Origin of the sequence: Streptococcus sp. 27098_8_113 (assembly GCF_041432545.1) — a bacterium.
Taxonomy (GTDB): Bacteria; Bacillota; Bacilli; order Lactobacillales; family Streptococcaceae; genus Streptococcus.
Genome location: NZ_JAPVZU010000017.1, coordinates 1 through 26737, shown reverse-complemented (window position 1 = coordinate 26737; position 26737 = coordinate 1). Strand labels below are relative to the sequence as shown.

The window sequence follows — 26737 nt, the reverse complement described above, 5'->3', positions numbered from 1 at the left end:
TTCTCCTTTTTTACAAGGCCTTCTTAACCTTGTTAATATATTGTTTGCGGTCAGTTTTTTTTCAAACATTGACTCAACACTTATATTATACAACAACCCTATGTGGTTCAACATGACATCGATGTCATGTTTGGAAGAAAAATGTGTAATTTTTTCATAATCTTTTAAATATCCTATTTTTCCCCATTTTCCCTAGTTTCATTTTGTGGTACAATAGGGGCTATGGAAAGTATTACTTTGAGTCCTAAACGAGCGGAAATTGAGGCTTTTGTCCAGAAATATCAAGACAAGCTTGTGCCTAGTAAAAATCAGTATATCCAATATCTACTGAAATTGAACCAGGCAACTGTCAGTATCTATACTTCTGGCAAGGTTCTTTTCCAAGGAGAAAAAGCTGGTCACTATGCTGCTTTTTTCGGCCATCAAGCCGAGGAAGCCAGCAAGACTTCTCAGAAGATCTCCCTTATAGGTACGGATGAGGTCGGAAATGGCTCTTACTTTGGTGGTTTAGCAGTTGTTGCTTCCTTTGTCAGTCCAGAACAGCACGCTTTCTTGCGTAAGTTGGGCGTGGGCGATTCGAAGGCCTTGACCGACCTTAAGATTCGGCAACTGGCACCGATTTTGAAAAAGGAAATCCAACATCAGGCTCTGCTCCTGTCTCCAGAAAAATATAACGAAGTGGTTGCCTCTGGTTACAATGCCGTATCTGTCAAGGTAGCTCTTCACAATCAAGCCATTTATCTGCTGTTACAAAAAGGGTTAAGACCAGAAAAAATAGTTATCGATGCCTTTACCAGTCAGCAGAATTATGACAAATACCTACAAAATGAAAAGAATCATTTCCCTAATCCTGTTAGTCTCATTGAGAAAGCGGAAGGAAAGTTTCTAGCTGTCGCTGTTAGCTCCATTATCGCTCGCGACCTCTTTCTGGAAAATCTGGAAAATCTGAGTCAAGAGCTCGGCTACACCCTTCCGAGTGGAGCTGGAAGCAAGAGTGACCAGGTTGCTAGCCAAATCCTCCAAGCCTATGGAATGGCTGGCCTCCAGCATACCGCTAAACTTCATTTTAAAAATACAGAAAAAGCTAAAAAGCTCTTAGAAAGGTAGACTATGAAAAACAAACGCTTTGACTTCCGTGCCTTCCTCAAGGAGTGGGGAGTCTTTACCCTGATTATCTCTGTTATCTTACTCACTCGCTGGCTGCTCTGGGCACCTGTCAAGGTAGACGGCCACTCCATGGACCCAACCTTAGCCAATGGGGAATATTTGATGGTTTTGAAACACCAGTCCATTGATCGCTTCGATATTGTTGTAGCCTCTGAAAAGGATGACGACGGCAAAAAGAAAGAAGTCGTCAAGCGAGTGATTGGCCTTCCAGGCGATACCATTCAATACGAAAACGACACCCTTTATATCAATGGTAAAAAAACTGATGAATCTTACTTAACAGAATACATCAAGAAATTCAAAAAGGACAAGCTCCAATCTACTTATGTAGGCAAGGATTACACGGACAACGGAACTTTCTTCCGCAAGCTAGCCTCTCAAGCCCAAGCCTTTACAGTGGACAAAGAAGGTAGCCCAGTCTTTACCATCAAACTCCTAGATGACGAGTACCTGCTTTTAGGTGACGATCGGATTGTGTCCAAGGATAGCCGGCAGGTCGGTGCCTTTAAATCCAGTCAGATTCAAGGCGAAGCTAAATTCCGCATCTGGCCAATCCTACCTTTCAAGACTTACTAATACTTAAGAGTATACCCCCATCCAAACTCAGTTGACTACTCAGCTGGGTTTGCTTTTTAAAGAGCATATATAAACAATGACAGAATTTTATTTTTCAGGCACTATTGAACGCATCATTTTTGAAAATCCCAGCAATTTCTTTCGAATCCTCCTCTTGGATATCCAAGACACAGATTGTGAAGATTTTGATGATTTTGAGATTATCGTGACCGGAACCATGGCCGATATTATCGAAGGTGAGGATTATACATTTTGGGGCAACCTAGTCCAACATCCAAAGTACGGACAGCAGCTAAAAATTTCCCGCTACGAGAGGACAAAACCGACTAGCAAGGGGCTGGTTAAATATTTTTCCAGTGACCACTTTAAAGGTATCGGGGTCAAGACAGCTCAAAAAATCGTGGAACTCTATGGGGAGGAAACCATTGACAAGATTTTAGCTGAGCCAGAAAAACTCAAAGAAATCACTGGCCTTTCCGCCAAGAACCGAGAATCCTTTGTGGCCAAACTGCAACTCAACTATGGAACAGAGCTGGTCTTAGCTAAACTGGCCGCCTACGGCATTCCCAACAAACTAGCCTTTCAGATTCAGGAAACCTACAAGGAAGAAACGCTAGAAATTGTCGAACAGTATCCCTACCGACTGGTTGAAGATATCCAAGGTATCGGTTTTAAAATCGCTGACCAGCTGGCCCAGCAGTTGGGAATTGAAAGTGATGCTCCTGAGCGTTTTCGAGCTGGCTTGCTTCATACCCTTCTGACCCAGTCCATGGAAACTGGCGACACCTATTTGGAGGCTAGAGACCTATTGGCTCATACGATTGAGCTTCTGGAAAGTTCGCGCCAAGTAGAGCTAGACCCTAGTCTGGTAGCCGATGAATTGGCTCACCTCATTGAAGAAGACAAAGTCCAAAATGTTGAGACTAAGATTTTTGAAAACAGCCTCTTCTTTGCCGAGGAAGGCATCCGCAGCAATCTGGTCCGCCTCTTGGAAAAAGGCCATCAGGATCGCTTTGAAGACGAAAAAATCCTCAGTGCCATCAGCCAAGCTGAAGATGACCTAGGCATCCACTATGATCAGATTCAGAAGAAAGCCATTTTCGACGCTATCACACAAAAAGTCTTTATCCTGACGGGTGGACCAGGAACAGGAAAAACAACCGTCATCAATGGTATCATCTCCGTCTACGCCCAGCTTCGCGACTTGGATCTGCGAAAGGTCAATGATCTGCCGATTCTGCTAGCGGCTCCCACTGGTCGTGCTGCTCGGCGCATGAACGAATTGACCGGTCTTCCTAGCGCCACTATCCACCGCCATTTGGGGATGACCGGAGATGATGATACCAGTCATTTGGATGATTATCTGGATGCTGACTTTATCATCGTGGACGAGTTCTCCATGGTGGACACTTGGCTGGCCAATCAGCTTCTCAGTAATATCTCTTCCAATACCAAACTGCTTTTGGTGGGCGATGCAGAGCAGTTACCCTCTGTCAGTCCTGGGCAGGTATTAGCTGACCTACTGCAAATACCGAGTATCCCCCAAACCAAGCTGGAAAAAATTTACCGTCAGAGCCAAGATTCGACCATTGTCACTCTGGCTAGTCAAATCCAAAAAGGACTACTGCCAGAAGATTTTACTGAGAAAAAAGCGGATCGTTCTTATTTTGAAGCTCGAAATGAACACATCCCGCCCATGATTGAACGAATTGCCAGCGCAGCTATTCGCAGTGGCATCCCAGCTCAGGATGTGCAAGTGCTGGCTCCCATGTACCGCGGACAGGCCGGTATTGACCAGATAAACAACCTCATGCAAAATCTCATCAATCCTGTGGAAAAAGACCAGCTGACCTTTGAAGCACCCGATTGCCAATATCGACAAGGAGACCGAGTTATCCACTTGGTCAATGATGCCGAAAGCAATGTTTTTAACGGTGACTTAGGCTACATCGTCGACCTGCTCCCAGCTAAGTACACCGAGTCCAAGCAGGACGAATTAACCATCAACTTTGACGGCAATGAAATTATCTACCAGCGCAGCGAATGGTACAAAATCCGCCTAGCCTATGCCATGAGTATCCACAAATCCCAAGGTAGCGAGTTTCCCGTGGTCATCCTTCCCATTACCCGAAGCAGCCACCGCATGCTCCAGCGCAATCTGGTCTACACAGCTATTACCCGAGCCAAGAGCAAACTGATCCTACTTGGGGAAAAGTCAGCCTTTGACTATGCTGTAAAAAATACTGGAACAGCCCGCAAAACCTATCTGATTGAGCGTTTTAAAGATATAGAATCCCCTCAAGAACTTATCCACACTCCTGTGGATAACAACGAATCACCTGTGGAAAACTATATCCTGACGGAGGAAAATATCCTAACAATCAATCCTCTAATCGGACTGACTGAGGAAGATATCAACAGTATATTTGGCAATGATAACCAAATAGAAACAGATGCCTAGGTCTACCTTTGAAGCTGTCATAAAAGTTTACAGAGTGCCTTATCAAATATTCCCTATAAAAATAGCGTCTGAGACAATTTGTCCCAGACGCTTTTCTATCTTATTTAAACCCCGTCACTGTCAGTCCTAACAAACGAACGCCTCGAGGCTTCTCGTCCAGACTGTCGTAGATTTCATGGCCGACTCGCTCAATCACTTCAACTTCCCTCGTTTCTTGCTCTAAGGTCCTCCTCTTGGTTAGAGTTGAAAAGTCAGCATAGCGGATTTTGAGAACAACTGTCTTACCAGATTTTTGGTGCTTCTCTAAGCTGAGGGCCACCTTAGCCGCTAGAAGGGACAGCTCTTTCTTGATGTCCTCCTCACCATAGAGCAGTTTGGCATAGGTTCGCTCCTTACCGATAGACTTACGGATACGATTGGACTTGACCGGACTATTGCTGATACCACGCGCTTTCCGGTAGAGATCAAAGCCAAAGCGGCCGAACTTATCAATCAAGCTCATTTCCGGTATCTTGAGCAGATCCGCACCAGTATAGACCCCCATATCATGCAGTTTCTCGACACTCTTCTTACCCACCCCATGAAATTTGGCAATGTCCATAGGCGCCAAAAAAGCCTCCGCCTCTTCGGGTAAAATAACAGTCAGACCGTGCGGCTTCTCATAGTCACTGGCAATCTTGGCCAGAAATTTATTATAAGAAACGCCTGCCGAAGCCGTCAGCTGCAATTCGTTCCATATATCATGCTGGATCAGCTTGGCTATTTTGACCGCAGATTTAAGTCCTAGCTTATTTTCCGTCACATCCAGATAAGCCTCGTCGATGCTCATGGGCTCAATTTTATCCGTGTAACGCTTGAAAATCTCTCGAATCTGCAAGCCAACTGTTTGATATTTTTCATAATTTCCTGAGATAAAAATCCCCTGCGGGCAGCGCTCATAGGCTTCCTTGGAACTCATAGCTGAATGAACTCCGAACTTTCTGGCTTCATAATTACAAGTCGAAACCACACCACGTCCACCCGTCTGACGCGGATCACTACCGATAATCACAGGCTTTCCCTTGAGCTTAGGATTGTCCCGCTCTTCGACCGAAGCAAAAAAAGCATCCATATCAATATGAATGATCTTTCGCGATGTGTCATTGATTAGCGGAAAAATTAGCATGCCGTCTCCTATAAGTTAGAATAGCTCTTTAGCAAATTTTATCATTTTTAAAGCAAGTTTCAAAGGATTTTTATTCAAAAGCAAGACCGGAAAATGTGAGAAACTTTCTGAGGTGCATAGACAAAGTATTAAAATAGGAATTTCAGTATTGGACACATTTCTACACAGTAACATTCAAAACAAGGACAAAATAATTCAACTTATCAGCTTCTTTCTACTATTTTCATTTACTATTTTCAAAATTATAAAACAGTTTGCAATAAAATATCAATCTGTATTATAAAAGAAAGCCTCTTTTAGCACTGAAATTCGTTTGTGAAACCGATTACCTTATGATATACTTTAATTATAAATGTAACAGTTTATTGTTGCTAGAATAAAGAGGAAAATCTAATGGTTGTTAAAACAGTTGTGGAAGCTCAAGATATTTTTGACAAAGCTTGGGAAGGCTTCAAAGGTGAAGACTGGAAAGAGAAAGCAAGTGTTTCTCGCTTCGTTCAAGCCAACTACACACCTTATGATGGAGATGAAAGCTTCTTGGCAGGTCCTACTGAGCGCTCACTCCACATCAAGAAAATCGTAGAAGAAACAAAAGCTCACTACGAAGAAACTCGTTTCCCAATGGACACTCGTCCAACATCTATTGCAGATATCCCTGCTGGTTATATCGACAGAGATAACGAACTAATTTACGGTATTCAAAACGATGAACTCTTCAAATTGAACTTCATGCCAAAAGGTGGTATCCGTATGGCTGAAACAACTTTGAAGGAAAATGGTTATGAACCTGATCCAGCTGTTCACGAAATTTTCACAAAATATGTGACAACTGTTAACGACGGTATTTTCCGTGCTTATACTTCTAACATCCGCCGCGCTCGTCACGCTCACACTGTAACTGGTCTTCCAGATGCCTACTCACGTGGACGTATCATCGGTGTTTACGCACGTCTTGCTCTTTACGGTGCAGACTACTTGATGCAAGAAAAAGTCAACGACTGGAATGCAATCAAAGAAATCGACGAAGAAACAATCCGCCTTCGTGAAGAAGTAAACCTTCAATACCAAGCATTGCAACAAGTTGTTCGCTTGGGTGATCTTTACGGAGTTGATGTTCGTAAACCAGCGATGAACGTTAAAGAAGCGATCCAATGGGTTAACATCGCCTTCATGGCTGTCTGCCGTGTGATCAACGGTGCTGCAACATCTCTAGGACGTGTGCCAATCGTATTGGATATCTTTGCAGAACGTGACCTTGCTCGTGGTACATTTACTGAATCAGAAATCCAAGAATTTGTTGATGATTTCGTTATGAAACTTCGTACAGTGAAGTTTGCTCGTACAAAAGCTTATGACCAATTGTACTCAGGTGACCCAACTTTCATCACTACTTCTATGGCAGGTATGGGTAACGACGGTCGTCACCGTGTTACTAAGATGGACTACCGTTTCTTGAACACACTTGACAACATCGGTAACTCTCCAGAGCCAAACTTGACAGTTCTTTGGACTGATAAATTACCATACGCATTCCGTCGCTACTGTATGCATATGAGCCACAAACACTCTTCTATCCAATACGAAGGTGTAACAACAATGGCTAAAGACGGATATGGTGAAATGAGCTGTATCTCATGTTGTGTGTCTCCACTTGACCCAGAAAACGAAGAACAACGCCACAACATCCAGTACTTCGGTGCTCGTGTAAACGTTTTGAAAGCTCTTCTTACTGGTTTGAACGGTGGGTACGACGATGTACATAAAGACTACAAAGTATTTGACATCGATCCTATCCGTGACGAAGTTCTTGAATTTGAATCAGTTAAAGCGAACTTCGAAAAATCACTTGACTGGTTGACTGACACTTACGTAGATGCTTTGAACATCATCCACTACATGACTGACAAGTACAACTACGAAGCTGTTCAAATGGCCTTCTTGCCAACTAAACAACGTGCTAACATGGGATTCGGTATCTGTGGATTTGCTAACACAGTTGATACATTGTCAGCGATTAAATACGCTACAGTTAAACCAATCCGTGACGAAAATGGCTACATCTACGATTACGAAACAATCGGTGAATACCCACGTTGGGGTGAAGATGACCCACGTTCAAACGAATTGGCAGAATGGTTGATCGAAGCTTACACAACTCGTCTACGTAGCCATAAACTTTACAAAGACGCAGAAGCTACTGTATCACTTTTGACAATCACATCTAACGTTGCATACTCTAAACAAACTGGTAACTCACCAGTCCACAAAGGTGTATACCTCAACGAAGATGGTTCAGTGAACTTGTCTAAACTTGAGTTCTTCTCACCAGGTGCTAACCCATCTAACAAAGCGAAAGGTGGCTGGTTGCAAAACTTGAACTCACTTGCGAGCCTTGACTTTGGTTACGCAGCTGACGGTATCTCATTGACAACTCAAGTTTCTCCACGTGCTCTTGGTAAGACTCGTGACGAACAAGTGGATAACTTGGTAACAATCCTTGATGGTTACTTTGAAAACGGTGGACAACACGTTAACTTGAACGTTATGGACTTGCAAGATGTTTACGACAAGATCATGTCAGGTGAAGACGTTATCGTACGTATCTCTGGATACTGTGTAAACACTAAATACCTCACTCCAGAACAAAAAACTGAATTGACACAACGTGTCTTCCACGAAGTTCTTTCTATGGATGATGCACTTAGCTAAGCCTCTTTCCTAATTGTAAAACCAGCTGAAAATCAGCTGGTTTTCTTTTACTTTGGAGAGATAGCTTTGAGCATTTGTGTTATAATAGAGGTATTGTGAAATGAAAAAGGGGATATAATGGCTGAGAAAATGTCTACAGATGAAAAAAATCTTAATCTGGCTGTTGATGTTATCATGCTAGCTGGGACCTTGCTATTACAAAGCGGCTCAGAGATTTATCGGGTCGAAGACACCATGATCCGGATTGCCCATTCACAAGGCATCCTGGACTGCAATGCCTTAGCCATGCCCGTTGCCATATTCTTTTCAATTGAAAACACCAATATTTCTCGAATGAAGCGAAATATCCATATGAACTACAATATCGAGAAAGTCTGCGATGTCAATCAGGTTTCTCGGCAATTAGTCAGTGGAGCAATCAATTTGGAAGAAGCTCTTGAACAACTAGGGGCACTTAAAACAAAAGGGGTTCCCTATAGCAAAAGAGAACTCATCACAGCAGCTACACTCAGTGCTCCTTTCTTTTCTATCATGTTCGGTGGAAATTTCTACGATGCTCTTGGAGCCGGTATCGCGACTCTATTTGGCTTCTCTTTCTCTCTTTATGTCGATAAGTATATTCGAATTCCTTTTGTTTCGGCCTTTGCTGGAGCTTTTGTCTTCGGATTATTAGCCCAGATTTGGGCTCACTATTCGGGATTCGATTCAACAGCAGACTTGATCATCGCAGGAGCTGTCATGCCCTTCGTCCCTGGAATCGCTCTGACCAACTCAGTTAGAGATATCATGACCAACCATATCAACTCTGGAATGAGCAAACTATTTGAATCGCTTCTCATTACCCTTGCTCTCGGTGCCGGTACCTCTGTCGCCCTCATTCTTATGAAATAAGCCTATGACAATCTTGACTTTCTTACTACAAGCTCTGGCCAGCCTACTGGCTATCATCACTTTTTTAATCGTTCTAAATGTCCAGCGTAGTATGCTGATTCCTGGCGGAGTTTTAGGAATGGCTACTTGGCTACTCTATCTTCTACTCAAGGGACCGACTAATGTTATCATTGCAACTTTCGTGGCTGCTATCATTGGTTCCTGTGCCAGCCAAATCCTCAGCATCATCTATAGAACGCCGGCTGTCGTCTTTATTTTGGCTATTCTAGCACCTCTAGTACCTGGATATATTTCTTACCGGACAACTGCCTTCTTTGTGACAGGTGATTACAGTCATGCTATGGTCAATGCTACCTTGGTCGTCATCCTAGCCTTGGTCATCTCTATCGGCATGGCTAGCGGGACGGTTGTCTTAAAGATTTACAGCTACCTGAAGAAACATCCTCTGCACTATAAAAAATGAGTCAATACATATTGACTCATTTTTCTTTACGCATTTTGGTTAGAATTTCCTTAGCTTTTGCCTGATTAAATTGCTTCTCTTTGAGAAGTTCTTCAACAACAGCAGCAATCTCATCTTCCTGAGCACCGGCCAATAAAGCTAGGGATTTAGCTTGGAGCTTCATGTGGCCAGCCTGAATTCCCGTAGTCACCAGTGCTCTTAAAGCCGCAAAATTTTGCGCTAAGCCGACAGAAGCGATAATCGAAGCTAATTCTTTTGCTGTCGGTTGCCCCAATAAATCAAAACTGGCGACGACCATTGGATTAAGGCCAATGGAGCCTCCCTTAGCCGCAACCGGCATGGGTAAAGTCAACTGGCCATAGAGTTTTCTTTCCTCTAAATTGGCCTCCCAGTTACTCAATCCTTGATAACGGCCATCACGAGCAGCATAGGCATGGGCCCCAGCTTCAATGGCACGCCAGTCATTACCTGTCGCCAAAAGAACTGCATCAATTCCGTTGAAAATGCCTTTATTATGCGTGCTGGCCCGATAAGGATCCTGCTTTGCAAATTGACTGGCTAAAGCGATTCTTTGAGCAGTTCGTTCAGCTTCTGCCTTGTCTCGACTGAGTGAGTGAAAATCAATTTCACAAGAGGCTGTTACAAGCGCTTCAGTCGCATAGTTAGATAAGATAGCCATCAAGCTCTGTCCAGCTGTTAGCTCCTCCAACCGTTCTTTTAGTGCTTCTAGCATTGTATTAAGGATATTGGCACCCATGGCTTCCTGAGTGTCCACGACAAGGTAGACAACTAGAAAGTCCGTCTCTCCCTCTAGGAAGTCCATTCGTAAATCACGCGCCCCACCTCCTCGCTTGACGATGGAAGGATGGGCTTGATTTGCCAATTCTAATAAAGCTGACTTCTCATTTTGGATTTGCTCTAAGGCTTTAGCTACATCGGGCACATCATAGAGGGCGACTTGCCCAATCATCTGCCGATTATGAATCTTGATCTTGAAACCGCCGTTGCGCTTAATGATTTTTGCTGCAAAACTAGCAGCAGCAACGACAGAGGGCTCCTCCGTTACAAAAGGTACCTGATAAACCTGCCCATCTATAAGAAAGTCTGGTGCAATCGAATAAGGTAAAGCCAAAACAGAAAGCACATTTTCACTCATTTGATTGGCTGTCTCCAGCTGCAAATGGCTTTGATTAGCAAGATTTTGCCAATTCTCAGTCTGGAGTAGTTCATGGGCTTTCAGAAAGTCTAGCCGCTCTGCAGGCGTTTTTTTAGAAAATCCGGTCCAATTTATTTTCATGATGGTTTCTCGACTTTGATATACTTGCGCTGGTGTTGGTCGATTTGAACCAAGGCGTAAACTTGGTCATCGTAGTCAGTAAAAACAGCTGATCCGTTTTCATCTAGCTGGGCTTCGGCAAAGAAAAGCTCTTCATAAGCAGCAACCGTCAGTTCTTGACGTTGATTTAATTTCTCCAAACGATTAGTTATCAGCTGTTTTTCATAACCTTCTACCAGATTGGCACTAAAAATCTCAGCCACAGCACCACTACCATAACTAAAGAGAGCAATCTTGTCACCAGCCTTAAGATTTTCAGAATTTTCTAAGAGGGACAAGAGCCCTAAAAAGAGGGAGCCTGTGTAGATATTCCCGACCTTTTGGCTATAGAGAATAGACTTGTCAAAGTTTTCTTGCAGGCCTTTTTGCTCCTCCTGAGACAAGCTTTTATCCATAATTTTATTCAGCCCCTTCAGCGCCAATTTAGGATAAGGGAGATGGAAACAAATCGCTGCAAAGTCTCCCAAAGCTAAACCATGACGTTTTTGGTATTCGTTCCAAGTCGTCTTGAGGCAATCCAGGTACTGCTGGGTTGAGTAAACACCATTGACGTAAGGAGTCGTCGAATAATTTGGTCGCCAGAAATCCATAATATCGCGAGTCTGGGCCACATTATCTTCATTGAATTCAAGGATGCGTGGATTTTGACTGATCAACATAGCGATAGCGCCTGCACCTTGAGTCGGCTCGCCTGGCGTTTCCTTTCCATATTTGGCAATGTCACTAGCGATGACCAAGACCTTGCTTTCTGGATATTGTCTGATATGCAGTTTGGCATAGTCTAGAGCAGCAGTTGCGCCATAGCAGGCCTCTTTAATTTCAAAGCTACGAGCAAAGGGCTGAATGCCTAAAAGACCATGAATAAAGACCGAAGCCGCCTTGCTTTGGTCGATGCTAGACTCTGTTGCGACAATGACCATATCAATGACCTTCTTGTCCTCTGCAGTCAAGATTTGCTCAGCCGCTGCTGCGCCCAAAGTGACAATATCCTCAGTTAAAGGAGCAATGCTGATCTCCTTCATCAATAATCCCTTGCTGAGCTTGTTGGGATCAATGCCCCGCTCCTCAGCCAGATGATCTAATTTTAAAACATAATTGCTGGTCGCAAAACCGATTTGATCGATTCCGATTTTCATCATAAAGACCTCATTCAATTCATTTGATAGCTAATAGTATTCAGACACTATTTTACCATAATTAAGGCTAAAACTCTTTTAAAAACCATTTTTTACGCTCAAATCCGACTTGAGACGGAGAAAGCTCATCATCAAAAAATGAGAGAAACTCAATTTTTCAAATTCAGTTTCCCTCATCAGTCTATTCCAAATTTTGAGCTAGCAAGTTTAGGGATTTAAGGATAAGCTTCCGCCCATGAATCCCCTGAAATCGCTCTTGTTTTTTTCTTTATAAACAGTCCGAAGCAAGTCCTACTTCCGCTTCCTTGCAATCAAGTGAATCGGTGTTCCCTCAAAGACAAAGGCCTTGCGGATTTGATTTTCCAAGAAACGCAGGTAAGAGAAGTGCATGAGCTCTTCTTCGTTGACAAAGATGACAAAGGTCGGCGGTTTTGTCGCCACTTGAGTCGCATAAAAAATCTTGAGGCGTTTGCCCTTGTCAGTCGGTGTCGGATTAATCGCGATGGCATCCATGATAACATCATTGAGCACCGCTGATGGAATACGGGTATTCTGGCTCTGACTAATTTGCTTAATCATGTCTGGCAGCTTATGGAGGCGCTGCTTAGTCAGGGCAGAGACAAAAATAATCGGCGCATAAGACAAGTACTGGAACTGGTCGCGGATATCTTCTTCCCAGTCTTTCATGGTATGGTTGTCTTTTTCCAGCGTGTCCCACTTATTGACGACGATGATCATTCCTTTTCCTGCTTCATGGGCGAAGCCAGCGATTCGCTTGTCGTACTCACGAATTCCTTCTTCGGCGTTAAGCACCATCAGAACGACATCTGAGCGATCAATCGCCCGCATTGCCCGCATAACAGAGTATTTCTCTGTATTTTCATAGACCTTGCCTGACTTGCGCATACCAGCCGTATCGATCATGGTAAATTCCTGACCTTCACTATCCGTAAAGACCGTATCAATAGCATCGCGCGTGGTACCAGCCACTGGACTGGCAATGACCCGATCCTCACCTAAGATGGCATTGATCAAGCTAGACTTGCCGACATTAGGACGGCCAATCAAGCTAAACTTAATCATATCAGGATTTTCAACCACTTCCTCATGTGGAAGATTTTCAACGATAGCATCCAGAACATCCCCTGTACCAATCCCGTGGACAGAAGAGACTGGGAATGGATCTCCCAAGCCCAGTGCATAGAAATCATAGATTTCATTGCGCATTTCAGGATTATCCACTTTATTAACCGCTAAAATAATCGGCTTGTGAGTCTTATAAAGCATCCGAGCCACATACTCGTCCGCATCAGTGATGCCTTCCTTGCCGGACACGACAAAAACGATGACATCAGCCTCGTCCATAGCGATCTCAGCTTGATGCTTGATTTGCTCCATAAAAGGCGCATCAACATCATCAATTCCGCCCGTATCAATGATACTAAACTTACGATTCAGCCAATCTGCCGTCGCATAGATTCGGTCACGAGTAACCCCTTCCACGTCTTCGACAATGGAAATCCGCTCACCCGCAATCCGGTTAAATAGCGTTGACTTGCCGACATTGGGACGGCCGACAATGGCAATAGTTGGTAAAGCCATGTTTTTCCTCTTTCATTCTTTGAGACAGAGCTGAGCTCCGCCTTATTTTTCTAATTTCTTTTCTTTGAACAGTTGGTCAATCGCTTGATTCGGCTCCTGACCAAATTGGGCTGCCAAACGCTGGCTCCAAGTATCCTGTGCCCGCTCACCAGCATACTCAGCCTGCACACGGTCATAGGCCTCGATGACTGAGCTGAGTTGCTCACAGTATTCTTCCTCAAAGACCACCGCTTCATAAGGCAGACGTGGCTTGACAGCATGGTTTTGATTAGGCTTTCCTAAAGCCATGCCGAAAACTGGATAAGTATAGTCTGGCAGATTAAAGAGCTGAGCTATTTTTGAAGCTTCATAGCGAACTAAACCAATAATAACGCCGCCATAACCCAGACTTTCAGCTGCTAAGAGGGTATTTTGTCCTGCCAAAGCAGCATCTACCGAGCTAATCAGGAGATTTTCTGTTCCTTCAGGGTAAAAACCATCCGTGTGCAATTGAGCGCCCTTTTGAGCACGATTGAGGTCGCCAACAAAAAGCAGGAAGGCCGAAGCCTGCCGAATGGCTTCTTGGGGAACCAAATCAAAGAGGGCTTCTTTTTTCTCTTTGCTTCGCACCACAATGATCGAATAGGACTGGAAGTTCTTCCAGCTGGAAGCAGCCCGCCCAGCATCGATAATAGAACGCAGTTCTTCAGCTGAAATCAGCTCTTCCGTAAAGCGCCGAACAGACGTATGAGCCTTCATCAAGTTAATTGTTTCATTCATCGACGGTTCTCTCCTTCTAGATGCACTTCTTGAGCCAGAAACTTAATCCGCTCCATAACCCGCTTGGCCTGCCAAGTCTCATCGCCATTCTTAGAGCTGGCAAAGTGACGCTCTAAATCCGCAAAACTAAAGTTAGAAGTAAAGAAAGTTGGCATATTTTCCTGCATACGGTGCTGGAGAATGACCTGCAAAATCTCATCGCGCATCCAGGGGCTAGACTGCTCTGCACCGATATCGTCCAAAATCAGCACTTGAGCTGTCTTGACTTGGTCAATCTTGTCCTTGACTAAACCAGAACTGATAGCATTCTTAACATCCAAAACAAAGCTCGGATAGTGAAGCAGAGTCGTTGAAGCACTGCGTTTTTCTGACAAATCATGCGCCAGAGCAGCCATCATGTAACTCTTACCCACGCCGAAATCTCCGTAGAGATAAACAGCCTTTTGATAATTAGGAAAGTCCGCAACAAAACTGGTCAAGAGTTCAAAAGCCTTGTAACGACCGACATCGTCTAAGTCTACTTTGGCCAAACTAGCTTCTTTTAGACTGGTGGGTAGATTGATGAGGTTGAGACGGTTTCTAATCGCTTCCTGTCTCTCCTGCTCGATCAACTCAGGTGTTTCCTCATAGGCAACATCCGCATAGCCTTCATTTTTCACCAAAATTGGCTTATAACCCTTAGCAATATAGTTCTGATCTTCTAGCAGGAAACGATCTCGTTCGGTAATGTATTGATTGAACTTAGAAATGCTCCGCTGAATTTCAGTTGGAGACAGTTGTTCTCGACTGATAAAGGCAGCGATATCTGGATCGGCTAAAATCTGCTGGACCAATTTTTGATAATCAAACTGCTTCACCTTATTCATATGAGGCATTGCCTGTCCTATTTTTTCCATTTAATCGCCTCCCTCTTCCAGTCTTGCTAAAAGTCTTCTTTTTTGCTCTTCTAGTTCCGCTTGTTTTTCTAAGCTGGTTTCATTCTTGTAATCTGGCTGACTCCAGTTCGGCACATTGCTTCTAGAAGCAGTTGGGCTGACTTGCGCAGGACGACTATTCGTCTGCTGATTACGCTCACGGATTTTCAGGACTGCCTCTTCAGCCGAAGTCACCTTTTGATAAGAAAAATCATTGGCCACCTTGAGGGCATACTTCTCATTGAGGTTGGCCGAATCAACCTTATTAAAAGTCAATAGCAGGATGATATTGATAACTTCATCCAACAGTCCCATCTCTGCCAAATCCTGAATCAGCTTCCGTTCACTACGCGTAATGGCCGCTTGACGGGTTTTCTTGATTTCTGCCAAAAAGAGTAGTGGCTGCTTGCTTTTAGCCTCACGGATAATAGACTGCTCTTGCGGAGAAAAATCTCCCGAAACTGGTTTTTGCTGAATCTTTTGCTGCATCCGTTTCGTCGAAATCACATGTGACACAGCTGTTTCACGCGCTAAGACATAGGTCTCATACCAAGTCCATTTCTTCTGCTCCGCAATAGCAAACAAGTCCAAGAGATCCGATTTTTCATCCGCAAAACGCAAGCCATCCTGAGCCATTCTCTGTTTAAAATGCGTCAAGTCAAAATCATTCTGGCGACTGGTTCTCGTCGGACCGACCTCTTCCATGCCATAAATCTGGCTAAAAGAAGCACCGATTTTTTGTCCAGCTGGATTTTCCGGTCGTAGCTTATCTACCGCCGCCTGACCAATCTTTTTCTCCAAAAGACTACTGTACACATGATGAGCAAAGAAGTCCTCAGCGGACAAGGTTGGATAGAGTCGGATGAAAAATCCCGTCTCCGTCTGGAAAAGCTCTAGCAAGCCAATAGCTGATAGACGTTCCAAGCTCCTCTCCAACACTTCCATACCAAAATCAAGATGATTTAAAATATGGCTGAAAAGTCGCTGCTGAGCTCCGTTATCCCAAAAAGAAACCAGATAAAGATAAAGCGCCACTGCATCCTTGCCCACAATAGGTAGATAATAACGGGTCAGCCCGCTCATATCCTGACTGACCTGGTTATTAGACAAGAAAGAAAAATGATCATTTGGTTTCATAAGCCCTTATTTTTCCTTTTTCTTCTTAGAACCCTTGGTAATCTGCTTCAAAAGGCTTTCCAGCTCGCCAACATCCTTAAAACTCCGATAAACACTGGCAAAACGGACATAGGTAATCTCATCCAGCTCGGCCAGCTCATCCATGACCAGAGAGCCAATATATTCGCTAGCAATTTCATTTTCGCTCTGACTGCGAAGTTTTTGCTCAATCCGATTGACCAATTCTTCGATCTCGTCACTTGAGACCGGACGCTTCTGAGCGGAGCGGATGATTCCATTAAATATCTTATCCCGAGAAAACTGCTCACGCGTCCCATCTTTTTTGACAACGACTAGGGTTCTTTCTTCCACGCGCTCATAAGTTGTAAAACGATGCTGGCATTCCTCGCATTCACGGCGACGACGGATTGTATTTCCATCTTCTGCCTGCCGGCTGTCAACCACACTTGATTTGCTTCCGCCACATTTGGGACAACGCATGTCATTTCCTCCTAGAATCTTAATACTTCATTATACCATGTTTTGACCAATAACAAAAGACGAGAGATTTCCCAGCCATAAAAAAACTAAAGCTGGCAAAGCAGCTTTAGCAAGAAAATCTTCTTTCAAAAATCCAGCAAATGGAAACTCAGCCCTTCTTGTCAAAATACTTTTTGGTCTCAGCAATAATAACCGGAGATAAGGCCAAAAGAGCAATCAGATTTGGCAAGGCCATCAAGGCATTGACAATATCGGCAATGACCCAAACTGCTTCTAGCTCAATAAAGCCCCCTAAGAGCACCATAGCAACAAAGATAATTCGGTACAAGCGAATATATTTGACACCAAACAGGAACTCAAAGCAGCGCTCACCGTAGTAGTTCCAGCCTAAAATAGTGGTAAAAGCAAACAGAACTAGAAAAACGGATAGAAGGATTGGACCAAAATTAGCAAAGACAGTCGCAAAGGCTGCCTGAGTCAAGGACACACCATTGAGATTGCTATCCCAAACTCCTGTGATTAAAATTGTCAATCCTGTCAGACTACAAATAATCAGAGTATCAATAAAGGTTCCCGTCATAGAAATCAATCCTTGTTCGACAGGCTCCTTGGTCTTGGCTGCTGCTGCAGCAATAGGTGCTGATCCTAGACCAGATTCATTGGAGAATACCCCGCGCGCAACCCCATTTTGAATCGCCATCTGGATGGTTGCACCAGCAAAGCCACCAACAGCAGCTGTCTGACTAAAGGCAGAACTAAAGACTAGCTGAAGAGTTGGCAGCAAACGATCTATATTGACTGCTAATACAGTCACAGTCCCCAAGATATAAATAGCCGCCATAAAAGGCACAACCTTGGTCGACACTCGAGCAATCGACTGAATACCGCTAAAAATAACTAGAGCCACCAAAATAGCCAAGATAGAGGCAGTCACAGCTGGAGGCAACTGAATGGTATTCTGCATAGCTTCTGTAATGGAATTCACCTGCGTAAAGGTTCCAATCCCTAAAAGAGCCACCAAGACACCCGCTACAGCAAAGAAGATAGCCAGCGGACGCCATTTTTCGCCCATTCCTAATAGGATATAATGCATGGGACCACCAGCAACGGCTCCGTGAGCATCCTTAGAACGATACTTGATTGCTAATAAACCTTCGGCATACTTGGTTGCCATTCCAAAGAAAGCTGCTAGCCACATCCAAAATAAGGCGCCCGGTCCACCAACTTTTATGGCAGTCGCTACACCGATAATATTCCCCGTGCCAACCGTGGCTGCCAATGCTGTACAAAGAGCTGCAAAGCTAGACACATCTCCATGATGATCCTCACCGGAAACAAAAATTAAGCGAAAGGCGCGAGAAAGGCGCGAAATCTGTAGCAACCTCAGACGAAGTGTCAGATAAAGCCCTGTTCCAACTAATAAAATTAAGAGGGGAGGCCCCCAGACCAGAGAATCAATTTGATTCAACAATTTCAACATAAATCTTCTGCTCCTTTTCCACACCGAGAAAAAGAAAAGTACATGTGTAAACATGTACTCTGGATGCCTGAGAACGACCGTTTCCTGCCCTTCCCTTGCTCTGTCCTTTTACCTGAGAGTTTGAGCAGTTGCCTGCCTTGCCCCTTCGGTGCCAATCATGGTCTCTCCAGAGTTCCGTCCATTTCACAGTCATAAGGCTCAAACACTTATTTCTGAAAAACTTCATTCGGTGTCTATTCTAAATTTTCTATTATTTTAAAATAATATTCGGTTTTTGTCAATGTTTTATAACAAACTTTAAACATGTAAACGTTTTTTAACACAAAAAGAAGCCTAAGGCTTCTTTCTTAACTTAATTCTGCCAAAATCGCCTTCAGTTGCTCCTTCGTATGAACACCAGCTACTTGCTTAACGACTTGACCGTCTTTCTTGAACAGAAGGGTAGGAATGGACATAATGCCGAATTCACAGGCAGTATTTGGATTTTCATCCACATCCATTTTGAGGATTTTCAATTCGTCCTCATGAACTTCTCCTGCCAACTGCTCCAAGATAGGCGCCTGCATACGGCATGGACCGCACCAAGTTGCCCAAAAGTCAATCAGAACCAGTCCGTCTTTTGTCTCTTCAGCGAATGTTGCATCTGTAACTGCTGCTACCATAAATCTTCTCCTTTGAATAGCTTACTTTTGATATTATTGTACACCAAACCCAGAGGAAAAGAAAATATTTGCTACGGAGTACTCGATTCTTCCCTACTTAAAGATTACAATCGTCGCACCGCTGCCACCAGCATTTTGCGGGGCATAACCGAAGGACTTGACCTGCTTGTTTCGACGGAGGTATTTAGTTACTCCTTCACGGATAACACCCGTTCCGATACCGTGGATAATGTCCACTTGAGCCATGTTGTTAAGGAGGGCCTGATCGATAAAGGCATCAAGCTCTTCCATGGCCTCTTCGTAGCGTTTGCCACGCAGATCCAGTCTGGCTCTTGGACCATTGGTATTGGTTCGCTTGACCACATTGACCTGCTTGCGCTTAGGTTGCTGCTCCTTTTCAGCCTTGAGTAAGTTGAACTCCTGCTCTTCTAATGTCATCTTGATAAGACCGACCTGAGCTTCCCAGCGTCCGTCCTTGAGCTGCTTGACCAAGGCTCCCCGCTGACCATAGCTGGTGACTAGGATATCATCTCCCACCTTGGGCGCCCGATTTTTCTTAGCCTGCTTGAGCACCTTATTCTTTGATAAATCAACCGTTTCTGGTGCCAACTTTTTAAGCTGGGCCTTGGCTTCGATAATCTCATGCGGTTTGAGACTGGACTTATCATGGAGATTTTTGAGAATGCTCTCACTTTCCGCTAACGCCATATCCACGATTTCCTGGGCTTCCAACCGTGCCTTATTGAGCTCGGTTTCCTTTTCTCTGTTAAACTCATTGTAAAGTTTTTTGAGGGCTCGGTTAAATTTGAGATTTTCCTGCTCCACCTCGCGGATATTATCCAAGCGCTTGCGGCTTTCCAACGTCTGCTCTTCCAGGCGCTCAATGATCCGATTGACATCACTGTCTGTATCGGTCTGCTCTTGGGCGTGGCCAACGATAACTTCCGACAAGCCCAAACGCCGAGCGATTTCAAAGGCATTGGAGCGGCCAGGTACTCCCTGCATAAAGCGATAGGTCGGCCGCAAACTATCTGTATCAAATTCCATGCTGGCATTTTCCACCCAATCCGTCTCAATCCCATAGGCTTTGAGCTCAGGATAGTGGGTCGTCGCCATGGTTTTGATTTGCCTTAGCCGCAAATCTTCTAAGATAGCAATCGCCAGAGCTGCTCCTTCTTGCGGGTCAGTCCCAGCTCCCAGCTCATCCAGCAGGACCAAACTCTTGCTATCAACCTGCTCTAAAATAGAGACGATATTAGTCATGTGACTGGAGAAAGTCGACAGGCTCTGCTCAATCGACTGCTCATCACCAATGTCTGCAAAAATCTGACTGAAAATCCCGACGCGACTGCCCTTGTCCGCCAGAATCGGCAGACCTGACTGGGCCATGATCTGAGCCAGCCCCAAGGTCTTCAGCATGATGGTCTTACCACCCGTATTAGGACCGGTAATGACAATCTCTGTCAAATCTGGCCCGAAGTGCAGGTCATTAGCCACCGCATTTTCAATCAGGGGATGGCGGACACTGAGTAGTTGGATATCCTGCTCTTCTGACAGGTCTGGCACCACCGCTCCCGTCTCTTGCATGAAGCGGACCTTGGCACGCACCAGATCCAGATGCCCGATAATCCAAGCATTGTTGGCAATTTCAGTCGCATGAGGCCGTATCATATCCGACATAGCCTGCAAAATCCGCTGAATTTCATAGCGCTCGTCTGCCCGACTGCTGGCAATCTCTTCATTGAGATTGACCACCGCCCGCGGCTCAATGTAAACCGTACTTCCGCTGGCCGAAATATCGTGAACGACACCCGCAATACGGTTACGGTAGGTATTTTTCACAGGTAGTACATTACGGCCATTCCGACTGGCCACCACTTGGTCTGCCAGCATATCACCTTTGGTTTTGAGAATTTCTTGCAGAATATCCCGAACCTGGACTTCATTTTCTTGGATTTTCCGGCGAATACGACTCAACTCTTCACTAGCAAAACTCTCAAGAAAGCCCCCATCATTGATAGCTTGCAGGCTTCCCTGAATACTAGGAAACTCTACTAGATTGTTAAAAAGGCGATCCAAACGCTCCAATTGGACATTTTCCAAGTCCTCGTGGAAAGATACCAGCTCATGCGTCACAGCCAAGACCCGCTTGAGGGCTAAAAACTCCTCAATATTCAGGTCACTATCCAGCTCTAGGCGCTTGGTCAAGCCCCTAATATCCTGAATGGCTCCCAAACTAAAGTGCGGATGCTGCACAAAAATCTGCCGCATATCGGACATCTCCAAAAAAGCAGCAGCAATTGATTCTTTTTTATTGTTTGGCTGGAGCTGCTTCAACTCCAACTCTCCCAGCTCAGTCAGCAGATAGGGAGAAAAAAGCTCCTTAATTTTATCAAATTCCAAAGTTTCTAAAATTTTATGATTCATCATGTTCATTCTATTTCTATATGATTTAAACTGAAAAAGAAACTCAGCTACAGAGCAACTGAGTCTTAATTATCCGATAATTTTTGTGACCCAAAGGTCATGTAAAATGGATGAAGTTACAGGCGTGTGATTGATAATAAACCGAATCAGCAAACTCGAATTTAAGCGTTCTTGGATAAAGGACATAGGCACAGTAGCTAAAATAGTCAGTCCCATCTCGATGACAAAGAGTGAGATGAAGACCGCAATAGCCCCACTGACCATATTAAAAGCTTTCGTATCCCACTTATTCGGATAGGGAATTAAATTTACAAAAATCCCCAAAAAGCGGCCTACTATATAAACAAGACTGAAAACAAGAAGATAAGCCAGCCCCGCATAAAAAACCTTATCCAAATGGAAAAGTTGAGAACTTGCAAAGAAATAAGTCGAGCTTCCTTTAACAGCGCTAGCATAGGGCACCCACAAGCTGATGGACTTAGCCAAGCCCTGATATAGAGCTCCAGCCACTAGCATGGATACAATCGTCATAGCAGCATAATAACCCTGCAGAACAACCCCACGCGAGTAGCCAATATAAAAGCTCCAAGCTAATATTAGTAAAATAATAATCGCAAACACTATCTTTCCCCTGTATTAGCTGACTTTTCTCTTAATTCGCTAAGCATTTTGTGACGAAGGCTTTCCAATTCTTTTTCCTTATCATCAAACTCAATCTCGCGGCTGAGCTGGGTAGATAAACTATTAATCGCCAACAAAATGGCCAAGACTTCATCATCTGCCGCAGGCATCTGCTCTTTAATGGCCTTATATTTTTCCTTGGCAACCCGCTCCACTTCTTCCATAAAAAGATTGTCGTGTTCTGTTGTTAAAGTTAAGGTTTTGTTTCCAAATGTAAACTTATATCTATTCAAATTTGCCATAAAATCACCTCATGATATTATACCAAAAATCGCTACATTTGTCAGGTAGAAATCTGCTATCTATCCTTTGATAAATTATAACTCTTTCGTATAATAATATCGCTCACCTGTATAAGGATATTCTTTTAATCTAAACACTTCCTCATAGCCATGCTTTTTATAAAAATCTGGCGCTTGAAAATGAAAGGTATCCACAAATGAATACTTACACTTCCTGTCACGAGCTTCCTCTTCCGCCCTTTGCAAAATATCCGAGCCAAGCCCTTGCCCTCGTAAAGCCTCACTCACATATAAATACTCAATTTCAAGCCAATAACCAAACGTTTCGGCTACTAGGCCGCCCATTAAATTTCCGTCCTCATCTTCGATAAAGATATTGAGAGGCTCACTTGTTGAAGCTTCCCGTTTAGAGCGATTATAAGCTCGAATTAAATTTCCAAGTTCTTGGACACGTTCAGATTCTTTATTTTCCAATCTCAATTTCATTAGGCTCTCCTTCTTATCAAATCTTAAATCTATTCTACCATTTTAGCAAGATAAGTAGACTTTATTCATTCCAAAAGAAAAAATTGAAAGATAGATACCTTACATTATAACAGAAAAGACAAGGCAAAATACCTTGTCTTTATACTGTATCTAATTGATCCCTTATTCATAGACTTTCTATATAAATCTCACACTTTATATATTCCCATTACGAACCAGCACTTTCGTAGGAATCTAGGCCCTTGTCCCATAGTTTCAAGGAAATGAAAAAGAAAACAAGGGAAATCAGAATCAAACCACCGATATTAAAAAGTCCATTCTTGCCCTGCAAGAAATAGCTGGCAGGGTAGTAGGCCGTAAAAGCGAAAGGCACGATAAAACTAATCAACCAACGAAGTAGGGAATTGTAAATGGAAATCGGATACTTGGCAAAGTCATTAAACATATAGAAAATGTAAATCATGGCGCCTGACTGCTTGGTCCAAAAAGCGATACTGGCTGTCGCGATTTTCAAAGAAGTATAAATCAAGGTCGCAAAAGGAATACAAACTAGGAAAATCAAGAATTTAGGAAAGGTCCAGCTAATACTGGTGACCGTTGTCGCCAGAAGGATTCCACCAACCAAAAGTTCGCCCAAGGCATCAATCTGAAAGGTCTCGACTAGGATGTGGAAGAGCGGATTGATGGGACGAGTCAGATACTTGTCAAATTCTCCTTTTCGCACCAAGCGTTGACCTAGCGCCCAGAGATTGTCAAAAAAGAGATGGTCCAGTCCCTTGGGAATCAAGGAAAATCCATAGATAAAGGCAATCTCTTGAAAGGTCCAGCCTTCTAGGGATGGAATGTGTTGAAAGATGACATTGAGAAACAAGAGATTCAGACCTTGGGTCAGAAAGACACCTAAAACACCAACCACAAAATCCACCTTGTATTCCATGATTTGCTTGATGTATTGTCTGATAAAAATCAGATGCATGCGTTGATATTTTTTCATACTAACCTCCTTGAATGGTGATGGATGACTGGACCCGTTTCCAAATCAACTGAGACAAGCCCACCATCACTATGAGCCAGAAGAACTGTAGCAAGAGTGCTTGAAGAATCTGACTGGCATCGTATTTCCCAACAATGATCATAACCGGAGTATAAATCAAAGATGAAAAAGGCAAGAAGGACAGAATATCTGAAACCACCTTAGGAAAGAAAGCCAAGGGAATCAAACTTCCAGACATAAAGGCCACTATAGAAGTCTTGAGTAGATTGGAACCCCATAGATTTTTAAAGACAAAGGCTGAAAATCCAAAGCAGATATTAAAGAAAAAGTTGATCAGGTAGGCTAGGATTAAGCTAAAGAGATAAAGGATGGTTAATCCTAGCACTTCTACAACCCCTTGCCCAGATAAAATTTTCATCAAGACAATCACACTTAAAAATGGCAGTCCAACAGAGATAAAAATCAACCACTTGGAGCCAAGCTCTGTGAAAAGATAAGAAGCCGCAAAATGCACTGGTCTCAACAAACGCATGATAATGGAACCATCCTTGACCTCCTCACCAATCATAAAGGAGCTATCCGATCTGGTCAAGAGATTGGTCACAAAACTCATGATGATGTAGAGGGTGATATCAGCCATACTGAAACCCTGAATCAAAGACTCCTGCGAGGAATCAAAGACAGCCTTCCAGAGATAAAATTCCACAAAAGCACCCATGACATCGCCAATCCGATAAAGAAGAAAGTTGACTCGATAGGTAATCAACTCCTGAATCCCTGCATTGATAAAGGGTTTATAACGTCTCCACAATTTGACCATCTTAGAGCTCCTTTCGGTAGAAGCGACGGATAATATCCTCAATATCCGTATCCACCATCTTCAAATCGCGAATTTCAAAATCAGACAGGGTTTGCTTGATAATATCGGCCGACTGGTAACGGGAACTATCAAATTCAATATTGAGGCTATTTCCTTGTCTATCAATGGTCATATCAGGTAGGCCTTCATAGTGAGAGACGAGGTGACTTTGCCCTGGCACCAATTCAAAGGAAAGAGTCTTCATCTTGCCAAAGGTTTCCTTGAGCTGGCTCACCGTCCCATCAAAAATCTCCTGCCCCCTGTCAATCATGAAAATCCGATCACAGAGCTGCTCAATGTCGCTCAGGTCGTGAGTGGTCAAGAGAATGGTTGTTTCTTCTTCTTGATTGATCTGGGTGATGGCCCGACGAATGTTATCCTTGACCGACACATCCAAACCAATAGTCGGCTCATCTAAAAAGAGAACCTTGGGATTGTGAAGCAAGGAAGCCGCAATATCTGCTCGCATTCGTTGACCAAGTGAAAGAGTCCGCACGGGATCCTTGATAAAGTCCTTCAAATCCAAAACTTCATTCAAAAAGTCCATACGCTTATGGAAGAGCGAGTCTGGCACATCATAAATTTCCTTCAAGACCGTGTAGGTCTCTTGCAGAGCCAAATCCCACCATAGCTGGGTACGTTGTCCAAAGACAACCCCAATATCTTTGACATAGTCTTGGCGATTATCCTGCGGAATCTTGCCATTAATCCGACAAAAACCAGATGTCGGTTTCAAAATTCCTGTCAGCATTTTAATGGTTGTTGACTTTCCAGCACCATTGGCCCCGATAAAGCCTAAGATCTGCCCCTTGGGCACCTCAAAGGTCAAATCCTTGACCGCTTCAAAGGTCTGCTTTTCAGGATGAATAAAGGAGCGCAAAGCCCCCTTCAATCCCGGTTCCTTAACCGTCTTCACAAAATTTTTCTGAAGATGCTCTACTTCTATCATTGCCATATATTTCTCCCTTTAGAAAGTCTTCGGTAAGTCATTTCTCAATACAAATAAGCAGCCTATTTTAGCACAAAATAAAGAAAAAAGCAAAAAATCAGACGATCTAGCATAACATAAGAAATTATAAATAACCCAAAAATAAAAATTGGTAAAAAAAGACAAGGTCCGAAAACCTTGTCTTAATTACTATACCGGCGGCCGGGGTCGAACCGGCACGTCCTTGCGGACACTGGATTTTGAGTCCAGCGCGTCTGCCAATTCCGCCACGCCGGCAAAGTAACTGGGGTAGCTGGATTCGAACCAACGCATGAGGGAGTCAAAGTCCCTTGCCTTACCGCTTGGCGATACCCCAATAATCAAAAGAAATAGGCGAGTGATGGGGATCGAACCCACGCATGCCAGAGCCACAATCTGGTGTGTTAACCACTTCACCACACCCGCCATATTCCAAAACACGGGCAGTAGGAATTGAACCCACACTGAAGGTTTTGGAGACCTTAGTTCTACCTTTAAACTATGCCCGTTAAGCATGGAAGGGGAGGGATTCGAACCCCCGAACCCGAAGGAGCGGATTTACAGTCCGCCGCGTTTAGCCTCTTCGCTACCCTTCCGAAATTCTAAAGATATATGGCGCGAGACGGAATCGAACCGCCGACACATGGAGCTTCAATCCATTGCTCTACCAACTGAGCTACCGAGCCAAATTGCGGGAGCAGGATTTGAACCTACGACCTTCGGGTTATGAGCCCGACGAGCTACCTAGCTGCTCCATCCCGCGATATTCTAATCTAAGGAGGATGTGGGATTCGAACCCACGCACGCTTTTACACGCCTGACGGTTTTCAAGACCGTTCCCTTCAGCCGGACTTGGGTAATCCTCCAAAATATATAGTCCGTACGGGATTCGAACCCGTGTTACCGCCGTGAAAAGGCGGTGTCTTAACCCCTTGACCAACGGACCATATTACTATTTAAATGGGCACGAGTGGACTCGAACCACCGACCTCACGCTTATCAGGCGTGCGCTCTAACCACCTGAGCTACGCGCCCAAGTTATAAAAACTTGGTATGAACTTCCGTTCAAAGCGGGTGACGAGAATCGAACTCGCGACAACAGCTTGGAAGGCTGTAGTTTTACCACTAAACTACACCCGCTTG

General features: G+C 44.0%; 23 protein-coding genes, 11 tRNA genes and 1 riboswitch. Of the genes, 6 read left to right on the top strand and 28 right to left on the bottom strand.

Annotated elements, in window-relative coordinates:
• Window positions 1–222 precede the first annotated feature (222 nt).
• The 3 genes from rnhC (at window position 223) to O3644_RS09120 (ending at window position 4204) form a co-directional block, all read left to right on the top strand.
• The gene (rnhC, locus tag O3644_RS09130; RefSeq protein ID WP_371595541.1) at window positions 223–1107 is read left to right on the top strand and encodes a ribonuclease HIII; all 885 of its coding nucleotides are present in this window, start codon (window positions 223–225) and stop codon (window positions 1105–1107) included.
• A gap of 3 nt (window positions 1108–1110) precedes the next feature.
• Window positions 1111–1743, top strand: coding sequence for a signal peptidase I (gene lepB, locus O3644_RS09125; protein ID WP_048765885.1), 633 nt, complete (start codon window positions 1111–1113; stop codon window positions 1741–1743).
• 76 nt (window positions 1744–1819) lie between these two features.
• Window positions 1820–4204, top strand: coding sequence for an ATP-dependent RecD-like DNA helicase (locus O3644_RS09120; RefSeq protein WP_048765882.1), 2385 nt, complete (start codon window positions 1820–1822; stop codon window positions 4202–4204).
• A gap of 100 nt (window positions 4205–4304) precedes the next feature.
• On the opposite strand, the gene dinB is transcribed toward O3644_RS09120, so the two are convergent.
• A complete protein-coding gene (gene dinB, locus O3644_RS09115; RefSeq protein ID WP_371595540.1) occupies window positions 4305–5369 on the bottom strand; it encodes a DNA polymerase IV in 1065 nt (354 codons plus the stop codon).
• A 393-nt stretch (window positions 5370–5762) separates the two neighbouring features.
• Here dinB and pflB point away from each other — a divergent pair, with 393 nt between their 5' ends.
• The 3 genes from pflB (at window position 5763) to O3644_RS09100 (ending at window position 9432) form a co-directional block, all read left to right on the top strand.
• Entirely contained in the window at window positions 5763–8078 is a 2316-nt protein-coding gene (gene pflB, locus O3644_RS09110; protein WP_371595539.1) for a formate C-acetyltransferase, read from the top strand.
• Between the two features lie 117 nt (window positions 8079–8195).
• The gene (locus O3644_RS09105) at window positions 8196–8969 is read left to right on the top strand and encodes a threonine/serine exporter family protein (protein ID WP_048765871.1); all 774 of its coding nucleotides are present in this window, start codon (window positions 8196–8198) and stop codon (window positions 8967–8969) included.
• Window positions 8970–8973: 4 nt separating this feature from the next.
• Complete coding sequence (locus O3644_RS09100; RefSeq protein ID WP_045498515.1) at window positions 8974–9432, top strand: threonine/serine exporter family protein; 459 nt, start codon at window positions 8974–8976, stop codon at window positions 9430–9432.
• Window positions 9433–9448: 16 nt separating this feature from the next.
• Here O3644_RS09100 and O3644_RS09095 read toward each other — a convergent pair whose 3' ends face one another.
• From O3644_RS09095 to O3644_RS08965, 27 genes are all read right to left on the bottom strand, one after another.
• The gene (locus O3644_RS09095; protein ID WP_371595538.1) at window positions 9449–10729 is read right to left on the bottom strand and encodes a hydroxymethylglutaryl-CoA reductase, degradative; all 1281 of its coding nucleotides are present in this window, start codon (window positions 10727–10729) and stop codon (window positions 9449–9451) included.
• On the bottom strand, window positions 10726–11904 hold the full coding sequence (locus O3644_RS09090) for a hydroxymethylglutaryl-CoA synthase (protein WP_048765918.1): 1179 nt from the start codon (window positions 11902–11904) through the stop codon (window positions 10726–10728). Before O3644_RS09090 ends, O3644_RS09095 begins: the two co-directional genes overlap by 4 nt.
• Window positions 11905–12195: 291 nt before the next feature.
• Entirely contained in the window at window positions 12196–13506 is a 1311-nt protein-coding gene (gene der / locus O3644_RS09085) for a ribosome biogenesis GTPase Der (protein WP_048765864.1), read from the bottom strand.
• Between the two features lie 42 nt (window positions 13507–13548).
• Window positions 13549–14265 (bottom strand): NADPH-dependent oxidoreductase, encoded by a 717-nt coding sequence (locus tag O3644_RS09080; RefSeq protein ID WP_048765858.1) that lies wholly within the window; start codon window positions 14263–14265, stop codon window positions 13549–13551.
• Window positions 14262–15161 (bottom strand): primosomal protein DnaI, encoded by a 900-nt coding sequence (gene dnaI, locus O3644_RS09075; RefSeq protein WP_048765856.1) that lies wholly within the window; start codon window positions 15159–15161, stop codon window positions 14262–14264. Before dnaI ends, O3644_RS09080 begins: the two co-directional genes overlap by 4 nt.
• Entirely contained in the window at window positions 15162–16316 is a 1155-nt protein-coding gene (locus O3644_RS09070; RefSeq protein ID WP_048765855.1) for a DnaD domain protein, read from the bottom strand.
• 6 nt (window positions 16317–16322) lie between these two features.
• Window positions 16323–16796: a transcriptional regulator NrdR gene (gene nrdR / locus O3644_RS09065; protein ID WP_005591110.1), complete on the bottom strand. Its 474-nt coding sequence runs from the start codon at window positions 16794–16796 to the stop codon at window positions 16323–16325.
• Between the two features lie 148 nt (window positions 16797–16944).
• Window positions 16945–18276: a sodium:alanine symporter family protein gene (locus O3644_RS09060; RefSeq protein WP_061422246.1), complete on the bottom strand. Its 1332-nt coding sequence runs from the start codon at window positions 18274–18276 to the stop codon at window positions 16945–16947.
• A 90-nt stretch (window positions 18277–18366) separates the two neighbouring features.
• Window positions 18367–18456, bottom strand: a riboswitch (glycine riboswitch).
• Window positions 18457–18623: 167 nt separating this feature from the next.
• Entirely contained in the window at window positions 18624–18938 is a 315-nt protein-coding gene (gene trxA / locus O3644_RS09055; protein ID WP_371595537.1) for a thioredoxin, read from the bottom strand.
• Between the two features lie 93 nt (window positions 18939–19031).
• Entirely contained in the window at window positions 19032–21365 is a 2334-nt protein-coding gene (locus tag O3644_RS09050) for an endonuclease MutS2 (protein WP_371595543.1), read from the bottom strand.
• 69 nt (window positions 21366–21434) lie between these two features.
• On the bottom strand, window positions 21435–21986 hold the full coding sequence (locus tag O3644_RS09045) for a CvpA family protein (protein ID WP_371595535.1): 552 nt from the start codon (window positions 21984–21986) through the stop codon (window positions 21435–21437).
• Window positions 21986–22288, bottom strand: a complete 303-nt coding sequence (gene zapA, locus O3644_RS09040) for a cell division protein ZapA (RefSeq protein WP_125372347.1) — start codon at window positions 22286–22288, stop codon at window positions 21986–21988. The genes O3644_RS09045 and zapA overlap by 1 nt, the downstream gene beginning before the upstream one ends.
• A gap of 75 nt (window positions 22289–22363) precedes the next feature.
• Window positions 22364–22774, bottom strand: a complete 411-nt coding sequence (locus tag O3644_RS09035) for a GNAT family N-acetyltransferase (RefSeq protein ID WP_371595534.1) — start codon at window positions 22772–22774, stop codon at window positions 22364–22366.
• Window positions 22775–22982: 208 nt separating this feature from the next.
• A complete protein-coding gene (locus O3644_RS09030) occupies window positions 22983–23768 on the bottom strand; it encodes an ABC transporter permease (protein ID WP_048765842.1) in 786 nt (261 codons plus the stop codon).
• A gap of 1 nt (window position 23769) precedes the next feature.
• The gene (locus tag O3644_RS09025) at window positions 23770–24588 is read right to left on the bottom strand and encodes an ABC transporter permease (RefSeq protein ID WP_371595533.1); all 819 of its coding nucleotides are present in this window, start codon (window positions 24586–24588) and stop codon (window positions 23770–23772) included.
• 1 nt (window position 24589) lies between these two features.
• Complete coding sequence (locus tag O3644_RS09020) at window positions 24590–25582, bottom strand: ATP-binding cassette domain-containing protein (RefSeq protein WP_048765837.1); 993 nt, start codon at window positions 25580–25582, stop codon at window positions 24590–24592.
• A gap of 186 nt (window positions 25583–25768) precedes the next feature.
• Window positions 25769–25852, bottom strand: a tRNA-Leu gene (locus O3644_RS09015).
• 7 nt (window positions 25853–25859) lie between these two features.
• A tRNA-Gln gene (locus O3644_RS09010) sits at window positions 25860–25931 on the bottom strand.
• A 16-nt stretch (window positions 25932–25947) separates the two neighbouring features.
• Window positions 25948–26020 (bottom strand) — tRNA-His (locus tag O3644_RS09005).
• A gap of 12 nt (window positions 26021–26032) precedes the next feature.
• A tRNA-Trp gene (locus O3644_RS09000) sits at window positions 26033–26103 on the bottom strand.
• Between the two features lie 6 nt (window positions 26104–26109).
• A tRNA-Tyr gene (locus O3644_RS08995) sits at window positions 26110–26190 on the bottom strand.
• 17 nt (window positions 26191–26207) lie between these two features.
• Window positions 26208–26280: transfer RNA gene (locus O3644_RS08990), tRNA-Phe, on the bottom strand.
• A gap of 3 nt (window positions 26281–26283) precedes the next feature.
• A tRNA-Met gene (locus O3644_RS08985) sits at window positions 26284–26357 on the bottom strand.
• A 13-nt stretch (window positions 26358–26370) separates the two neighbouring features.
• A tRNA-Ser gene (locus tag O3644_RS08980) sits at window positions 26371–26460 on the bottom strand.
• Window positions 26461–26468: 8 nt separating this feature from the next.
• Window positions 26469–26540: transfer RNA gene (locus tag O3644_RS08975), tRNA-Glu, on the bottom strand.
• A gap of 15 nt (window positions 26541–26555) precedes the next feature.
• Window positions 26556–26629 (bottom strand) — tRNA-Ile (locus O3644_RS08970).
• Window positions 26630–26663: 34 nt separating this feature from the next.
• A tRNA-Gly gene (locus O3644_RS08965) sits at window positions 26664–26734 on the bottom strand.
• Window positions 26735–26737 lie beyond the last annotated feature (3 nt).

What these genes read in the sequence shown, in the direction of transcription:
- rnhC (WP_371595541.1), top strand. Translation starts at nt 223, where the DNA reads ATGGAAAGTATTACTTTGAGTCCTAAACGAGCGGAAATTGAGGCTTTT.
- lepB (WP_048765885.1), top strand. Translation starts at nt 1,111, where the DNA reads ATGAAAAACAAACGCTTTGACTTCCGTGCCTTCCTCAAGGAGTGGGGA.
- O3644_RS09120 (WP_048765882.1), top strand. Translation starts at nt 1,820, where the DNA reads ATGACAGAATTTTATTTTTCAGGCACTATTGAACGCATCATTTTTGAA.
- dinB (WP_371595540.1), bottom strand. Translation starts at nt 5,369, where the DNA reads ATGCTAATTTTTCCGCTAATCAATGACACATCGCGAAAGATCATTCAT.
- pflB (WP_371595539.1), top strand. Translation starts at nt 5,763, where the DNA reads ATGGTTGTTAAAACAGTTGTGGAAGCTCAAGATATTTTTGACAAAGCT.
- O3644_RS09105 (WP_048765871.1), top strand. Translation starts at nt 8,196, where the DNA reads ATGGCTGAGAAAATGTCTACAGATGAAAAAAATCTTAATCTGGCTGTT.
- O3644_RS09100 (WP_045498515.1), top strand. Translation starts at nt 8,974, where the DNA reads ATGACAATCTTGACTTTCTTACTACAAGCTCTGGCCAGCCTACTGGCT.
- O3644_RS09095 (WP_371595538.1), bottom strand. Translation starts at nt 10,729, where the DNA reads ATGAAAATAAATTGGACCGGATTTTCTAAAAAAACGCCTGCAGAGCGG.
- O3644_RS09090 (WP_048765918.1), bottom strand. Translation starts at nt 11,904, where the DNA reads ATGAAAATCGGAATCGATCAAATCGGTTTTGCGACCAGCAATTATGTT.
- der (WP_048765864.1), bottom strand. Translation starts at nt 13,506, where the DNA reads ATGGCTTTACCAACTATTGCCATTGTCGGCCGTCCCAATGTCGGCAAG.
- O3644_RS09080 (WP_048765858.1), bottom strand. Translation starts at nt 14,265, where the DNA reads ATGAATGAAACAATTAACTTGATGAAGGCTCATACGTCTGTTCGGCGC.
- dnaI (WP_048765856.1), bottom strand. Translation starts at nt 15,161, where the DNA reads ATGGAAAAAATAGGACAGGCAATGCCTCATATGAATAAGGTGAAGCAG.
- O3644_RS09070 (WP_048765855.1), bottom strand. Translation starts at nt 16,316, where the DNA reads ATGAAACCAAATGATCATTTTTCTTTCTTGTCTAATAACCAGGTCAGT.
- nrdR (WP_005591110.1), bottom strand. Translation starts at nt 16,796, where the DNA reads ATGCGTTGTCCCAAATGTGGCGGAAGCAAATCAAGTGTGGTTGACAGC.
- O3644_RS09060 (WP_061422246.1), bottom strand. Translation starts at nt 18,276, where the DNA reads ATGTTGAAATTGTTGAATCAAATTGATTCTCTGGTCTGGGGGCCTCCC.
- trxA (WP_371595537.1), bottom strand. Translation starts at nt 18,938, where the DNA reads ATGGTAGCAGCAGTTACAGATGCAACATTCGCTGAAGAGACAAAAGAC.
- O3644_RS09050 (WP_371595543.1), bottom strand. Translation starts at nt 21,365, where the DNA reads ATGAATCATAAAATTTTAGAAACTTTGGAATTTGATAAAATTAAGGAG.
- zapA (WP_125372347.1), bottom strand. Translation starts at nt 22,288, where the DNA reads ATGGCAAATTTGAATAGATATAAGTTTACATTTGGAAACAAAACCTTA.
- O3644_RS09035 (WP_371595534.1), bottom strand. Translation starts at nt 22,774, where the DNA reads ATGAAATTGAGATTGGAAAATAAAGAATCTGAACGTGTCCAAGAACTT.
- O3644_RS09030 (WP_048765842.1), bottom strand. Translation starts at nt 23,768, where the DNA reads ATGAAAAAATATCAACGCATGCATCTGATTTTTATCAGACAATACATC.
- O3644_RS09025 (WP_371595533.1), bottom strand. Translation starts at nt 24,588, where the DNA reads ATGGTCAAATTGTGGAGACGTTATAAACCCTTTATCAATGCAGGGATT.
- O3644_RS09020 (WP_048765837.1), bottom strand. Translation starts at nt 25,582, where the DNA reads ATGGCAATGATAGAAGTAGAGCATCTTCAGAAAAATTTTGTGAAGACG.